This is a genomic window from Streptomyces sp. NPDC002125 (assembly GCF_053593715.1).
On the sequence record NZ_JBSFDD010000028.1, the window covers coordinates 17,820 to 32,097 of the forward strand.

Annotated in this window: 11 protein-coding genes; 4 read left to right on the plus strand and 7 right to left on the minus strand. The window is 73.6% G+C overall.

Translation table 11 applies throughout. The features are described from left to right. Nucleotides 1-31: 31 nt before the first annotated feature. The 3 genes from ACWCQM_RS33205 (at nucleotide 32) to ACWCQM_RS33215 (ending at nucleotide 3,682) form a co-directional block, all read left to right on the plus strand. Nucleotides 32-244, plus strand: a complete 213-nt coding sequence (locus ACWCQM_RS33205) for an EF-hand domain-containing protein (RefSeq protein ID WP_450918782.1) — start codon at nucleotides 32-34, stop codon at nucleotides 242-244. A 256-nt stretch (nucleotides 245-500) separates the two neighbouring features. Further along, entirely contained in the window at nucleotides 501-1,442 is a 942-nt protein-coding gene (locus ACWCQM_RS33210) for an oxygenase MpaB family protein (protein ID WP_450918783.1), read from the plus strand. Beyond that, on the plus strand, nucleotides 1,424-3,682 hold the full coding sequence (locus ACWCQM_RS33215) for a tetratricopeptide repeat protein (RefSeq protein ID WP_450918784.1): 2,259 nt from the start codon (nucleotides 1,424-1,426) through the stop codon (nucleotides 3,680-3,682). Before ACWCQM_RS33210 ends, ACWCQM_RS33215 begins: the two co-directional genes overlap by 19 nt. Nucleotides 3,683-3,692: 10 nt before the next feature. On the opposite strand, the gene ACWCQM_RS33220 is transcribed toward ACWCQM_RS33215, so the two are convergent. Continuing rightward, on the minus strand, nucleotides 3,693-4,319 hold the full coding sequence (locus ACWCQM_RS33220; RefSeq protein WP_450918785.1) for a DinB family protein: 627 nt from the start codon (nucleotides 4,317-4,319) through the stop codon (nucleotides 3,693-3,695). A 151-nt stretch (nucleotides 4,320-4,470) separates the two neighbouring features. On the opposite strand from ACWCQM_RS33220, the gene ACWCQM_RS33225 reads away from it, so the two are divergent. After that, nucleotides 4,471-6,045 (plus strand): phytoene desaturase family protein, encoded by a 1,575-nt coding sequence (locus ACWCQM_RS33225; RefSeq protein ID WP_450918786.1) that lies wholly within the window; start codon nucleotides 4,471-4,473, stop codon nucleotides 6,043-6,045. A gap of 9 nt (nucleotides 6,046-6,054) precedes the next feature. Here the strand turns inward: ACWCQM_RS33225 and ACWCQM_RS33230 are convergent, their stop codons facing one another. The 6 genes from ACWCQM_RS33230 to ACWCQM_RS33255 are packed head-to-tail and all read right to left on the minus strand — an operon-like array spanning nucleotide 6,055 to nucleotide 14,277. Further along, entirely contained in the window at nucleotides 6,055-7,029 is a 975-nt protein-coding gene (locus tag ACWCQM_RS33230; protein WP_450918787.1) for an acetylxylan esterase, read from the minus strand. A 4-nt stretch (nucleotides 7,030-7,033) separates the two neighbouring features. Then, complete coding sequence (locus ACWCQM_RS33235) at nucleotides 7,034-9,436, minus strand: polysaccharide lyase 8 family protein (protein ID WP_450918788.1); 2,403 nt, start codon at nucleotides 9,434-9,436, stop codon at nucleotides 7,034-7,036. An 11-nt stretch (nucleotides 9,437-9,447) separates the two neighbouring features. Beyond that, nucleotides 9,448-10,605, minus strand: coding sequence for an SGNH/GDSL hydrolase family protein (locus ACWCQM_RS33240; RefSeq protein WP_450918789.1), 1,158 nt, complete (start codon nucleotides 10,603-10,605; stop codon nucleotides 9,448-9,450). Beyond that, nucleotides 10,602-11,681 (minus strand): DUF1565 domain-containing protein, encoded by a 1,080-nt coding sequence (locus ACWCQM_RS33245; protein ID WP_450918790.1) that lies wholly within the window; start codon nucleotides 11,679-11,681, stop codon nucleotides 10,602-10,604. The genes ACWCQM_RS33240 and ACWCQM_RS33245 overlap by 4 nt, the downstream gene beginning before the upstream one ends. Continuing rightward, entirely contained in the window at nucleotides 11,678-12,280 is a 603-nt protein-coding gene (locus tag ACWCQM_RS33250; protein WP_450918791.1) for a hypothetical protein, read from the minus strand. Before ACWCQM_RS33250 ends, ACWCQM_RS33245 begins: the two co-directional genes overlap by 4 nt. A 2-nt stretch (nucleotides 12,281-12,282) precedes the next feature. After that, nucleotides 12,283-14,277, minus strand: a complete 1,995-nt coding sequence (locus ACWCQM_RS33255) for a hypothetical protein (RefSeq protein ID WP_450918792.1) — start codon at nucleotides 14,275-14,277, stop codon at nucleotides 12,283-12,285. Nucleotide 14,278: the final 1 nt, after the last annotated feature.

Below are 14,278 nucleotides of genomic sequence, written 5' to 3' on the forward strand. Positions count from 1 at the left end.
CCACCGAGCGACAGAGAGACGGGAAGAAACGATGGGCAAGCTGAGTGACGCCGAGGTCGACGACCTGTTCGCGAAGATCGACACGGACGGCGACGGGACGATCCGTCTGCGGGAGCTGAGGGACTACGGCCAGGCCCACGGCGGCACGCTCGAGGGCACGAAGCTCGCCGACTTCGTCCGGAGCGCCGACACCGACGGCGACCGGAAGATCACGCGCGCCGAGTTCAGGTCCTACTTCGTCTGACCCGCACCGGTCCGGCCCGGTGACGCCGGCGGGGCCGCTGAACAGCTCGGCGGCGCGCACCGGCCTCCCGGGCCGTTCCGCGCCGCCGGGCTCGTGATCACCTTCGACGGCACCCTCCCCGGAACGTGCGCTGTTGCTGTATGCATGGGAGGGAGAACGCCTGTCGCGAGTCCCGGTCTCCCCGGCAGGACCACGGCCCGGCACGGCATCGGGCCCTGAGGCGCCGGGGCGACTGCCGATCGGAGGGCACGAGCCGATGCACGACGCCGATCCGGGCCTCTTCGGCCCCGACTCCGTCACCTGGCAGATGCACGGCGATCCTATGATGTGGGTGGCCGGAATCCGCGCCCTCTACCTCCAGGCACTCCACCCGCGCGCCGTCCGCGGCGTCATGCAGAACTCGGATTTCCGCAAGGACGCCTGGGGACGGCTGCTGCGCACGGCCGACTTCGTCGGGACGCTCACCTACGACACCGTGCCCGCCGCCGAGAAGTACGGCGCCAGGGTCCGCAGGATCCACCGGCTCCTCAAGGCCACCGACCCCGCTACCGGCGAGGTCTACGGCATCGACGAACCCGGGCTGCTGCTCTGGGTGCACTGCGCCGAGGTCGATTCCTATCTCCAGGTCGAGCGCCGCTCCGGCTTCCCCCTCAGCGACGCCCAGGCCGACCGCTACATCGACGAGCAGCGGGAGAGCGCCCGCCTCGTCGGCCTCGATCCGTCCGGCGTTCCCGCCACGACCGGGGCGCTCGCCGCCTACTTCGAGCGGGTCCGCCCCCGGCTCGCCGCCGGTCCCGACGCTCTGGAGGTGGACGACTTCCTACGCAGCCCGCCGGTCCATGCCCTGCTGACCCCGGCGCGTGCGCTGCTGTGGAGGCGCGTGGCGGCACTGGCCTACGACTCCCTGCCTCCGTACGCCCATGAGCTCTACGGCAGGACCGCGCCGCCCCCGGCGGCCGTCGACCGCCGCCTGCGCACCACCGGGACCGCCCTGCGCGCCGTCCCCGCACGCCTGCGCTGGTGCCTGCCGCCCGGGCACATCGTGAACGCGATGGCACGGCTCGGCCCCGGCAGCAGGCCCACCCCGTACAAACTCCGCAGACAGGCCGCCATACTGGACGGGCCGGGGAGGGCGCAGCGGCAGGCGAGCAGCGGAGCAGACGGGGGCGGCAACAGGCGATGGCGGACACCAGGCTGATCCAGAGCCGGTACCGGCTGCTCGAACTGATCGGGCGCGGAGGCATGGGCGAGGTATGGCGTGCGCGCGATGAATCGCTGGGCCGTCAGGTGGCCGTCAAGTGCCTGAAACCGATGGGGCCGCAGCACGACCGGGACTTCACCCGCATCCTGCGCGAGCGCTTCCGCCGCGAGGCAAGAGTGGCTGCGGCTCTCCAGCACCGCGGAGTCACCGTCGTCCATGACTTCGGCGAGTCGGACGGCGTCCTCTACCTCGTCATGGAACTCCTGGAGGGGCGCAACCTCAGCCAGCTCCTGGAGGACAACAAGCAGCACCCGCTGCCCGTGCCGGACGTCGTCGACATCGCCGACCAGGTCGCCGACGCCCTCGGCTACACCCACCGCCAGGGCATAGTGCACCGCGACCTCAAGCCCGCCAACATCATGCGGCTCGACGACGGGACGGTGAAGATCTGCGACTTCGGCATCGCCCGGCTCGGCCACGACATCGGATTCACCTCGCGCCTCACCGGCACCGGCATCGCCATGGGCACCCCGCACTACATGTCGCCGGAACAGATCAGCGGCGGCGAGGTCGACCACCGAAGCGACCTCTACTCCCTGGGCTGTGTGCTGTACGAGATCGCCACCGGCGTACCGCCCTTCGACATGGACGACGCCTGGGCGGTCCTCGTCGGACACCGCGACACCGTTCCCGAGCCGCCGCGCGCCCACCGCGCCGAACTCCCGCGCTTCTTCGACCGGGTCGTCCTGGATCTGCTGGCCAAGACACCGGAGGAGCGGCCGTCCGACGCCGGTGACCTCAGGGCCCGCATCGCGCTCGGGCGCACCGGAGAGCAGCACCGGCCGGGCAGGATACGGCTGGCCCCGCCCGTCCCGTTCCAGCATCCCGGCCGCGCGCCCGCGGGGCAGGAGCCCCGGCTGCCCTCCTGGACCCGCGGCATGACCACCGGTCACAAGGTGCGCGGCTCCGCCCCAGGGACCGAGGTCATCGACCAGGCGGTCGCGCTGACCGGTGCGTGGACCACGGGGGTGGTCACGGGAGCCCTCCCCGGGGCCTTCCCGCCCGGCGGGACGGCCCGTCCGACCCCGCCCCCCGAACTGCTCGCCACCCTGGCCGGCCGGCACAGCGCCGGGCTCAACCTGGGGCGCCTCGGCCACTGGGAGGAGGCGGGCGCCGTCCACCGCACGGTCGCCTCCGCACGCGAACACGCGCTGGGCGCCGACCACCCCGACACCCTCGCCAGCCGGTACGAGGTGGCGTTCAGCCTCAGCCGCACGGGACGCGCCGAGGACGCGCTGCGCGAGTTCGGCGCGGTCGCCGACGGCCGCGAACGGGCCCTGGGCCCCGACCATCCCGAGACCCTGGCGGCCCGTCAGGAGAGCGCGTACGTCCTCGGCCAGCTCGGCCAGCACTTCGAGGCGCACCAGGTCTACGCCGCGGTGCTCGCCTCGCGGGAGCGCTCCATGGGGCCGGACCACCCCGACACCCTGCGCTGCCGGCACAACCTGGCCTTCAACCTCAGCAGGCTGGGCCGCCTGGAGGACTCGTACCGCATGGCCCGCGAGGTGGCCGACGCCCGCGGCAGGCTGCTCGGCGCGACGCACCCCGACACCCTGGTCACGCTCTACGAGGTGGCCTACACCCTCGGCCGGCTGGACCGCTGGACCGAGGCGCTGGGGACCTACCGCGAGGTGGCGCAGGCCCGTGCGGCCACCCTCGGCGCCGACCACCCCGACACGATGTCCGCGCGCTACGAGGTGGGCATCAGCCTCGGCAGGCTCGGCCGCAGCGCCGAGGCGCTGGAGCTCTACCGCGCGCTGGTCGAGGACCGCACCCGGGTGGGCGGACCCGCGGACCCGGAGACCCTGCGCGCCCGGCACGGTTTGGGGGTGAACCTCGGGCGGATGGCGCGCTGGGAGGAGGCGCTCGCCGAGTCCCGCGAGGTCTGCGCGATCCGGGAACGCGCGCTGGGCCCCGACCACCCCGACACGCTCGTCAGCCGCCGCGAGGTGGCCGTCGGACTGGGCTGGCTCGGCCGCTGGGCCGACGCCCTCGACGGCTACCGCGCGGTCGCCGACGCCCGCGAACGGGTCCTCGGCGCCGACCACCCCGACACCCTCGCCAGCCGCAACGACGAGGCGCACTGCCTGGAGCAGCTGGGCCGGAGCGCGGAGGCGGTCGGCCTCTACCGCCGTGTCGCCGACCTGCGCCGGCAGCGCGGCATCCCGCCGCACTGACCGTCAGGCCTCAGGCCAGGCCGCCCCGTACGCGGTAGAGGTCGCGCAGCAGCGCGATCTCCGCCCCGTGGTGCAGCACCTCCTGGTTGACCCACCAGACGGTGTCCAGGAAGGGATCCTCGGGGTCGCTGCCGTACGGGTAGGTGCTGTGCCCGACCGTGTCCAGCGCCGCGTCGTCGGCGCCCAGCAGCGCCGCGCGCCAGGCGGCCGCCGAGGCACCGAAGTCCGCGAGGGCACCCGCCGCGTCCCCGCGCACCTGGTACTCGTCCCGGGTCATGGTGTGGTTCCCCGCCGTGTGGTCGGCGCGCAGGACCAGCAGCTCGCTCAGATGGCTCAGACGCCACGCCAGCGTGGTGAACGGCGGCGGCGAGGGATGCGGGAAGGGCGCCGTGTCGCGTCCCCACTCGCCCGCACCCGTCAGGACGGTCGCGCCCTGCCCGGGCCCCGCGCTGTGCCGGCGGACCGACCAGCAGCCCGGCACCGGCTCCCACAGATACTCCTCGTCGGTCAGCACGGGGGCCGCCACGTCCGTGCCGTTGCCGCTGTCCACGAAGGGCCCCGCCAACCGGTCGGTGAGGCGCTCGCACGCCCAGTCGAACTGCTCCAGCAACGGGATCAGGCGTGCGGGCGTGTCCATGAACTCTCCTGACGGCGCGGAAGGGCGTGGTCCGGGCCAGCACCTTGCCACAGCGCCGCCCGACGGCCCACCGCTTTTCGACGGCCCCTGCCCGCCCGCCACGGAGCGGTACCTCTGTCCAGGGCCGATCATCCCGTGTTACGAAGGGGCCATGCCCGCAGACGAGACGGCCTCACCCGGCACACCCGCCCGCTCCCACTACGACGTGGTGATCGTCGGCGGCGGCCACAACGGCCTGGTCGCCGCCGCCTACCTCGCCCGCGCCGGCCGGTCCGTCCTCGTCCTGGAACGGCTCCCGGGCACCGGCGGAGCCGCCGTGTCGACGCGCCCCTTCGACGGGGTCGACGCCCGGCTGTCGCGCTACTCCTACCTCGTCTCGCTGCTCCCGCAGAAGATCATCGGGGAGCTCGGTCTCGACTTCGCCGTACGCAAGCGCACCGTCTCCTCCTACACCCCGGCCGTGCGCGGCGGCAGGCCCACCGGACTGCTCGTCGGCGGCGACGGCACCCGCGACTCCTTCGCCGCGCTCACCGGCGACGACCGCGAGTACGAGGCCTGGCAGCGCTTCTACGCGATGACGAGGCGGGTCGCCGAACGGGTCTTCCCGACGCTCACCGAACCCCTTCCGGAGCGCGAGGCCCTGCGGACGCGCATCGGCGACGCGGACGCCTGGCGGACGCTGTTCGAGGAACCCATCGGCGTCGCCGTCGAGGAGAACTTCGCCGACGACCTCGTCCGCGGAGTGGTGCTCACCGACGCGCTGATCGGCACCTTCGCCGACGCCCACGACCCGTCCCTCCTCCAGAACCGCTGCTTCCTCTACCACGTGATCGGCAACTCCACGGGCGACTGGGACGTGCCGGTCGGCGGCATGGGCGCGCTCACCGACGCGCTGGCCGGGGCTGCCCGCGCCGCCGGCGCCGAGATCCGCGTCCTCCACGAGGCGACCCGTATCGAGACCGACGGCACCCGGGCCGAGGTCACCGTCCGCTCACCCGGCGGCGAGCACGTCGTCGGCGCACGCCGGGTCCTGGTCAACGCGTCGCCCGAGGCCCTGGCCGCGCTCCTCGGAGAGGAACCGCCCGCCCCGGCCGAAGGCGCCCAGCTGAAGGTGAACATGCTGCTCACCCGGCTGCCCAGGTTGCGGGACCGCACGGTCGACCCGCGCCGCGCGTTCGCCGGGACCTTCCACATCGCCGAGGGGTACGGGCAACTGGCCACCGCCCACCGGGAAGCGGCGGCCGGACGGCTGCCCGGCGCACCGCCCTCCGAGATCTACTGCCACTCGCTGACCGACCCGTCGATCCTCGGACCGGACCTCGCGGCCCGAGGCCACCAGACCCTCACGCTCTTCGGACTGCACACCCCCGCCCGGCTCTTCGCCGCGGACAACGAGGGCACACGCGCCGCACTGCTCGACGCCACCCTGGCGCAGCTCGACGCCCATCTCGACGAGCCGCTCGCCGACTGCCTCGCCCTCGACGCCGAAGGCAGGCCGTGCGTCGAGGCGAAGACACCCCTCGACCTGGAGCGCGAGATCGGGCTGCCCGGCGGCCACATCTTCCACCGGGACCTCTCCTTCCCGTACGCCACCGGGGAGACGGGCCGCTGGGGCGTGGAGACCGCCCACGCCAACGTGCTGCTCTGCGGGGCCGGCGCGGTGCGCGGGGGCGGGGTCAGCGGGGTGCCCGGCCACAACGCCGCCATGGCGGCGCTGGGCCGGTGACCGCCGCCGCTACCGGTCGAACACCCCGCGCAGCGCCCCGAGCTTGCGCGGCAGGTCGTACTCCGCGCCGCCCTCGTGGCCGTTGTACGTGAACACCTCCAGATCGGCCGGGCCCGCGTAGGCGTGGTACGCCGCGAACACGGTCGAGGACGGGCAGACCCGGTCCATCAGCCCCACCGAGAGCCACGCCGGCGCCGTGGCCCGCGCCGCGAAGTTGACCCCGTCGAAGTACGAGAGGGTCTCCATCGCCTCCTCGATCCGGAAGCGGTGCCCGGAGAGCCAGCGGGCGATCTCCGCGTACGGGCCCGAGTCCGTGATCTGCGAGGCACGCCGGAAGTGGCAGAGGAAGGGCACATCGGCGACGGCCGCCGCCACGTCGTCGCGCAGCCCGGCCACGGCGAGCGCGAGCCCGCCTCCCTGGCTGCCTCCGAGTACCGCGACCCGCGAGGGGTCCACCGCCTCGTGGGCCCGCACCGCGTCGACCGCGCGCACCGCGTCGGTGATCAGGCGGCGGTAGTAGTGCCGGTACGGGTCCTCGATGCCCCGGGTGAGGAATCCGGGGGAGGAGGAGCCGTGGCCGTCCGGGCCGATGTCCGGGGTGTCCGCGGTGTTCTTGCCGCCGCCGCCCTGGCCGCGGTTGTCCATGACCAGATGCGCGTAGCCGAGCGCGCTCCAGGTCAGCCAGGAGTACGGGATGCCGCGGCCGCCGTTGTAGCCGATGTACTGGACCACCGCCGGAAGCGGGCCCGAGCGGACGCGCGGAAGCATCAGCCAGGCCTTCACCGGCTGCCCGCCCCAGCCGGCGAACGTCACGTCGAGGACGTCCACCGTCGCGAACCCGGCGTCGTACGGGACGAAGGAGGCGGCCAGGCCGTGGCGGGCCGTCTCCGTGAGGGTCTTCTCCCAGAACGCGTCGAAGTCGGCGGGCTCCTCGGGCTCCGGCCGGTACTCCCGCAGCCGCTCCAGTGGCATGTCGAACAGCAAGGGTCTAGCTCCTCTTCAGGGTGAGGGTGAGGGTCGCGCCGTGCAGACCGGCCGTGTCGGCGGTGATCCGCAGGCCCCGCCGTGTGGCGGTGGCGCGGATGCCCGGGTCCGCGGCGGTGACCGTGAGACCGGGCCTGGCCAGGTCGAGCACGACCGACGACCGCAGCTGCGTCGGGTCGGACAGGGCCACGGTGAGCGTCCTGCCCTCGTTGCGCACCAGCACCGAGGCGGGTCCGTCACAGGTCAGCTCCCGCACGGTGCCGGCCGCCCAGAAGTTCGCGGCGAGCAGCCCGTCCGCCGCGCGGCGCACGGCGTGCACCGCCGTCGAGCGGGCCACGAGCTCCACCGGGGGCGCGGCGGACCACCGGCGGGTCCGCGCCGCCGGGGCCGCCGGGGCCTGGAGCCAGAAGTAGCCCGCCCCGGCCGGAGCCGCCCCGTGGTCCTGCCACAGCGTCAGATACGGGCGGGTGACGGGAGTGTCCGTGCCGTACTTGAGGTTGATCTCCCGCCAGGTCGCGGTGCGCTCCTCGCGCAGCGCGCGGAGCGTGGTGGGCTCGGGGAAGACGTACCCCCCGGTCCCCTCCAGGTGCACCCAGCGGACCGTGCCCAGCTCCGCCGACCAGTCCGTGCCGGTGGGCGCCGGGCTGCCGTCGACCAGCAGCGCCGCGGCCGGATCGCCCAGCTTGCGGTTCTCGACGACGGTCTCCACCGTCCCCGACTCCGCGCCGATCCCGGAGCCGACGCAGGCGATCACGTCGTCGAGGCAGAACCAGCTCTTGAGGCCGTGCAGCGTGCTCCCGTACGCCCGCAGCTCCATGCCGTACGCGCCGAGCGTCGTGCCCGGCAGAGCCGTGCCGCCCGCCCAGTCCGCGGCGCTCGTCGTGCGCTGCCCCGCGGCGTCCGCCGGGCGTCCGGCCACGACCGTGGTGCCGGGCAGCCTGGTGGGGTCGACGGTGGGCCAGTAGTCCTCGCTGTAGTGCCCGAGGTCGCCGGTGTACAGCAGCACCATGCCGTCGGAGAGGTGCCAGCCGTGCAGATTCTCGTTCTGGATGGACTCGTAGTTGTAGATCCGGCTGGAGTACGCCGAGATGCCCAGGGCGAACGCGGGCCGGTGGTGCGCCGCCTTGTCCATGCGGGGGTGCTGCTTGTGGGCGACCAGCGGCCCGCGCGCCGGGACGGGGGAACCGATGATCCCCAGGGCGGCGACCAGCGAGGCCGGGTCGGTGACCGCGAGGAAGTCCCGGTAGGTGTCCTCGGCGATCCACTGCTTGACCAGCGCGGTGAACGCGTCGGCCGTCTCGCCCGGGAAGCCGGGGATGAGCCGCAGCACCGCCTCGATGACTGTCTGCGCCGAGGCGTGGCCCTGCTTGCTGGGACGGGCGATCTCGCGCCCGCACACCGACGCCATCACGTCGCCGCGCGCCAGCAGCGGGTCGAAGCCGTCGACGACCCAGCTCCGTACGTTGTCGAGATCGGGGTCGGTGACCATCCACTCGGTGCCGGCGAGCAGATTCAGCAGCCGGGAGAGGCTGTTGAGCAGTTCCTTGCCGTAGCCGCCGTTGTACGGGTGCTTGTAGTGCTGGAGGAACGAGCCGTCGGAGTAGAAGCCCTCGCCGGTACCCGCCGTACCGTCCGTACGGTCGTTGAATGCCAGGACGCTGTTGGCACCCGAACCCTCGACGTCCGAAAGAGCGTCACGGACCCGCGCCAGGGAGCTTCCGTCGCCCCGCAGCACCGCGTTGACGGCCACCACGGTGGAGACCCACACACGGTTGGCGCCGGTCGCGATCTGGCGGTCCGCGCGCCACAGGTTCGGATCGGGTGTGTAGTGCCGCACCGCCTCGGTGATCCGGCCCAGCCGCTCCGCACCGAGCTCGTCGTACAGCAGCACCGCCGTGTCGTTGAGCGCGAGCGCCGAGCCGATCTCCCAGTCCCAGTCGTTGTCGAACCGGGTGCGGCCGGGGCCGTAACGGTTCGTCAGCATCCAGTCGACGCCCGCCAGCAGCAGGTCGCGCAGCGCGGTGTCGCCGTGCTGGGGGGTGCCGGGTACGGCCCACGCGGTCGCGATCGTGGCGAGGCGCTTGAACGACGTGGTGACGTGGTTCGAGAGCGCCGTGCTGGTCAGATCCGCGAACAGACCGTCGGTGCGGGACGGGTCGAGGCCCTTGGCCGCCGTCGTCGCGGCCCGGCCGGTCCGGGCGACGGCCGCGGCTATCCGCTCGTCGGACGGATCGAGGCCGGCGCCTCCGGTCAGCAGGGTGTGCCAGCGGCTGCGCAGCGCGGCGGCGTCCCCGGCGGCGGCGTACGCGGCCGTGGGGGTGAGGCTCAGGGGTAGGGTCACGGCCGCGCCGAGGGCCGCCGCTCCGGCCAGGACCGTGCGGCGCGTGGCGCCCGTTGCTGGGTTCATGGGTCGGGTCCTCACAGCAGGGTTCGGCGGTCCACGGCCGCGGCGAGCGCGGCGTGACCGGAGGGATTGGGGTGCAGGCCGTCGCCGCTGTCGAGCGCGGGAAGGAGCCGCGACGGGCGTGCGGGGTCGCGCAGCGCGGCGTCGAAGTCGGCGACCGCGTCGAACAGCCGCCCTGTGCGCACCGCGCGGTTGACCTGCTGCCGCACCTCGTCGAGCTCCGGTGTCCAGCGGGTCCAGCCCTCGAACGGGGTGACGGTCGAGCCGATGATCCGCAGCCCCGCGCTCCGGGCCCGCAGCACCAGCTGACGGAAGCCGGCCAGGACGCGCGCGGGGTCCGTCTGGGACGGGGGCTGCTGGAGGTCGTTGACGCCCAGCTGGACCAGCACGGTGCCCAGCCCCGGCAGCGCGAGGACGTCCCGGTCGAACCGGGCCTGGCCGCCGGGCCCGAACCGGGCGTCGTCCAGCAGCAGCCTGTTGCCGCTGACGCCGAGATTGGCGACCGCCGATCCGGGAAGACGCCGCGCCAGCTGGTCGGGCCAGCGCAGATCGGCGTCGTCGGGCGTGCCGACGCCCTCCGTGATCGAGTCGCCGAGCACGGCCACGGACGGCCCGTACGCACCGCTGACCTCGACACCGGTCAGGAGGAACACCGAGGCCGTGCGCACCCCGTCGACGCTGTGCGAGGCATGCGTGTTGCGGTGGAAGGACAGCGGCCCGGTGGGCCCGGGCAGCCGGGTCTCCACCGTGAGCGCCGACCCCTCGGGCACGCGCAGCCCGCCGACCGGGTCGCTGATGAGCGAGGCGCCGGCGGCCAGCCACGCCTGCCGCCGCCCGCCGAACGTCACCGCCCGCCCGCCCGCGGTCACCGGACCGATCAGGACCGGCACGCTGCCGAAGGCGTTCCCGTACCGCAGCCGCACCCCGCCCCCGGCCGACAGACGCACGGTCGCCGAGACCACTCCGTCGGTCAGCCCGGCCGACGCCACGGCGTCCGTCGGGGTCGGCGCGGTCTGGGCGGTGGCCCACGACGTCGACCATGAGCCGGCGCGCCCGGTCCCGCCGGAGTCCCCGGACCCCGCCGCGCGGGCGGCGGGGGCCGCGGCCACCACCGCCGCACCCGCGGCGGCTGCCGTCAGCACCCCGCGTCTCGCGGGCCCTCTGACGTTCACTGCGGGCACGTCCCTGTCGGGTCGTACTCGCTCGCGTAGGTGCCGACCGCGTCGCCGCCGGTGTTGCCGCTCATGGTGTTGGTGCACACCGGTCCCTGCGGGGTCCGCATGAACTTGATCCCGCCGCCCGCGTTCGAGGTGATGGTGTTGCCGTAGACACTCGTGTCGATGCCGTCGGTCGCGGTGTCACCGCCGAGCCGGACACCCGCGCCCACGTTGTCGTGCACCGTGTTGTAGCGGAAGATGTTGCCGCTGCCGCGTGCGTCGAGCCCGCCCGAGCTGGAGTCCTTCTGGCCGCTGCAGTCGTTGTACTCGACGTAGTTGTTCGTGGAGTTCTCCTTCACGTCCACGCACTCGTTGCCCCGGGTGACGATGGTGTTGTGGTGGATCCGGTTGTTCCTGCTGACGTCGGCCGCCGCGTCCGGGGCACCGTTCGCGCCCTGCTGTTCGGGCGCCGTGCCGAGGTAGATCCCCTCCCCGTTCTTGCCGCCTCCGCCGAACGTGAAGTCGGCGACCCCGCAGTCCGTGATGGTGTTGCCGTCCACCTCCGCACCCGTGACCAGATAGCGCAGCCGCAGGCATTCGTCCGCCGCGTTCTTGAGCGTCATCCCGGTGATGCGCAGGGCGCCGACCCCGTTCCCCGGGGTCGTGCTCATCACGTAGACGAGCTTGAGGCGGTAGCCGGACACGTCGGAGGCCGAGCCGTGCAGCCCGTCGACGGTGAAGCCGCTCAGGGTCGTCGAGTCGTGCCGCACCTGGATGACGCGGCTGTCGCCCGCGCCCTTCACCACGGCGTTCGAGGGACCCGTGATCGTGACCCCGGAGCGCGTGGTGACCACGTCCTGGCGGTACGTGCCGGCAGCGAGGTTCACCACCGAGCCGGTCGGGGCCAGGTCCAGGGCCTTCTGGATCGTCGCGAGCGGCGCCCCCGCCGAAGTACCGGCGTTGGTGTCGGCACCGGACGGCGAGACGTAGTACGCGGTGGCCGCCACGGCGGCCGAGGACGGCGGGGAGAGCAGCAGCGGGGTGCCGGCGGCGAGCGCGGCGACGAGGGCGGAACGCAGTAAACGGCTCATGAGGTGTGCCTCCTGGGATCGGCGAAGGACAGTGCGAGCAGTACGGGAACGCTGGGACCCAGAAGCAGCGGGCCCAGCGGTACGACGAGGGAGAGCAGTACGGCGGAGACCACGGCGCCGAGCAGCGCCGTGCCCCTGGCCGGGGAGCCGAAGCCGAGCGCCAGCGCGCCCGCCGACCAGGTCCGGACCGACCCCCCAACGGTCCGCCCGGCCTCGGCCGCGAGGGCGACGTGGTGGATGACGAACGCGGCGCCGATGCCCGCCTGGGCGGCGAGCAGCACGAAGGTCCAGGGCTCGGAACGGCCCAGCAGATACGCGATGTTCGCGAGGAGGACGACCGCCGCCGCCGTGGACAGCAGCCCGTGCCGCCACAGGGCCCGCCAGTAGCGGGGGAACTCCGCGAAGGTGTTGGCGAAGACGCGGCCGTCCCCGTCGCGGCGCCAGAGCTGAAGGGCATGACCCATCGCCGCGAGTGCGGGCAGCCAGGTCACGACGCCCAGTGACAGCACGCTGCCCGCGGCGCCCGCGGCGGCCGGGAAGGCGATGAACTCCAGACGGCGCAGCAGCGCCGCCCCGCCGGACGGAAGGATTGCCTGCATGGTCAGCCGACCTTTCCCGTGTAGGGCTCCGTCGTGTCGAGGAGCACGCGCCCGCCGAGCTCCAGCCGCGTGCACCGCACGACGTACGGTGTGCCGTCGGCGCCGAGCAGGACGGCGGCGGCGTCCGCGTCGAGGGCGTCGTGACGGATGCGGCGGGCGACGGGGGAGAGGAGCACGGTCTCCCCGGCCTCCGCGAAGGCGACCCCGTGGCCGTGCTCGCACGGGACCCGTTCGCCGCCCGGCGTTCCGCCCGGGGCGATCGCGGTCAGGAAGAGAGCGTCACGGACCGGCGTCGTCGTCGCCCGCAGGGTGTGCAGCGTGCGGGTCAGGCGCAGTCCGGGCGTGCTGGAGGTCGGATTGGCCTCGACCTCGGTGACCGCGGCGGCCTCGTGGACGGCCGGCCCGCCGGGCGGTGCGAACCGCCGCACGAGGGCGGTGGCCGCCCCTGACCTGATCAGCCTCGATCCGTCGGGCAGCGGCTCCGTCGGACGGTCGGTCTGGAGCAGGAACGTCCACGCGCGCTCCTCCCGCGCCTGTGCGAGGTCGAGCAGGACGAGCCGTCCGGACGGCGTGGACACCAGGGTCCGGTCCAGGCGCCGCACGCCGAGCGCCGGATCGTACATCGCGGCGATCTCCGCGGTGGCGTGCGCCCAGCCGCCCTCACCGTCCACGAGCACGTCGCGCTGCCCGGCCTGACGCTCGTACGGGATGCCCTGGTAGACGTGGTAGCGGTCCTCGTCCGCGTACCCCTGCCCGTCCACCAGCAGCAGGTTGTGGTGCGCGGCGCGCTTGCGGTTGCTGTAGCCCTCGTCCACGGCGAGGAAGGCGCCCTGCGACACCAGCACGAACGACCCGGAGTCCGGATGGTGGTGCCCCTGGTTCAGGGTCTCCCAGCCCAGCTCCGCCCGGTGCTTCGCCGAGGTCTCCCACGCCGTACGGCCGCCGCCCGGACTCGCCTTGAACGACACCAGCGTGGCGTCGTCGTCCCAGCCGGTACGGGCCGTGAGCAGCCCGAGGTCCGGGAAGTAGGCATGGGTCTCCGAAGGCCGCGCCGCCGCCACGGACGGGTCGTACCAGAGGTACTCCAGGTACGCCTCCGGCAGGATTCCCGGCCGCACACCGCTCTCCGCGGCCTCCTGCCACAGCAGTTCGCCCGAGGCCAGATCGCCCATCCACTGGGCCTCCGGAATGCCGTACTGGGCCGCGAGCCGGTAGTACAGCCCGGCGCTGTGGCCGCTGCGCCGGTCGTGGCAGTCCCCATGGTCGACGTTGAGGGCGAAGCCGGGCGCGGTCTGGTGGAGCCGGTAGCGGAACGTCGAGGAGAGGAAGCCGCCGCGCCCCCACCAGTCGATGCCCTCGGCCTCCTGGAGCAGATCCAGATGGATCGCCAGGAACGGCACCCCGTAGCGCCAGTACACGACGCCCTCGGCGTGCGAACCGTCCGGCGGCATCAGGTCCAGGACCGTGCCGAGGTTGTCCCTGGCCCGGTCGGTCCACTCCTCCTTGCCCAGCACGTAGCCCGCCGTCGCCAGGCCCGCGTAGCAGATCCAGTTGTGGTTCTGCCAGTACGAGGACGACCACCAGCTGCCCTCGCTCGCCACCGCGAACTCGTACATCCGGCGGCCCTGGAGCAGCAGCTTGTACCGCAGCAGCGCCCGCACCTCGTCCGGGAGGTCGTCACCGATCCACCGGTAGGCGAGCGAGAGATGGTGCAGCAGCCAGCCCGCGTCCAGATCGTGGTCCGGCATATGGGCCCGGCCCCAGTGCGGCAGCCGCACCGCGGCCTCGATCCAGCGCCGGCTCTCGTCCAGATGCGCGCGGTCCCCCGTGGTGCGGTACGCCAGCGCGGGGTTGGAGGCCGCGGGCCCGAGCCAGGTGACGCTGGCCAGGGGATGGGTGCGGGGCGGGGTGAGGCCGCGGTGGCGGGCGGCCTCCTCCCGCAGCCGGAGCTCCTGCGCGGGGCGGGGGCCCGGCGGCGCGGTGGCGGAGAGGAGCACG

What these genes read in the sequence shown, in the direction of transcription:
- ACWCQM_RS33220 (WP_450918785.1), bottom strand. Translation starts at nt 4,319, where the DNA reads ATGGACACGCCCGCACGCCTGATCCCGTTGCTGGAGCAGTTCGACTGG.
- ACWCQM_RS33245 (WP_450918790.1), bottom strand. Translation starts at nt 11,681, where the DNA reads ATGAGCCGTTTACTGCGTTCCGCCCTCGTCGCCGCGCTCGCCGCCGGC.
- ACWCQM_RS33225 (WP_450918786.1), top strand. Translation starts at nt 4,471, where the DNA reads ATGCCCGCAGACGAGACGGCCTCACCCGGCACACCCGCCCGCTCCCAC.
- ACWCQM_RS33205 (WP_450918782.1), top strand. Translation starts at nt 32, where the DNA reads ATGGGCAAGCTGAGTGACGCCGAGGTCGACGACCTGTTCGCGAAGATC.
- ACWCQM_RS33210 (WP_450918783.1), top strand. Translation starts at nt 501, where the DNA reads ATGCACGACGCCGATCCGGGCCTCTTCGGCCCCGACTCCGTCACCTGG.
- ACWCQM_RS33250 (WP_450918791.1), bottom strand. Translation starts at nt 12,280, where the DNA reads ATGCAGGCAATCCTTCCGTCCGGCGGGGCGGCGCTGCTGCGCCGTCTG.
- ACWCQM_RS33235 (WP_450918788.1), bottom strand. Translation starts at nt 9,436, where the DNA reads ATGAACCCAGCAACGGGCGCCACGCGCCGCACGGTCCTGGCCGGAGCG.
- ACWCQM_RS33215 (WP_450918784.1), top strand. Translation starts at nt 1,424, where the DNA reads ATGGCGGACACCAGGCTGATCCAGAGCCGGTACCGGCTGCTCGAACTG.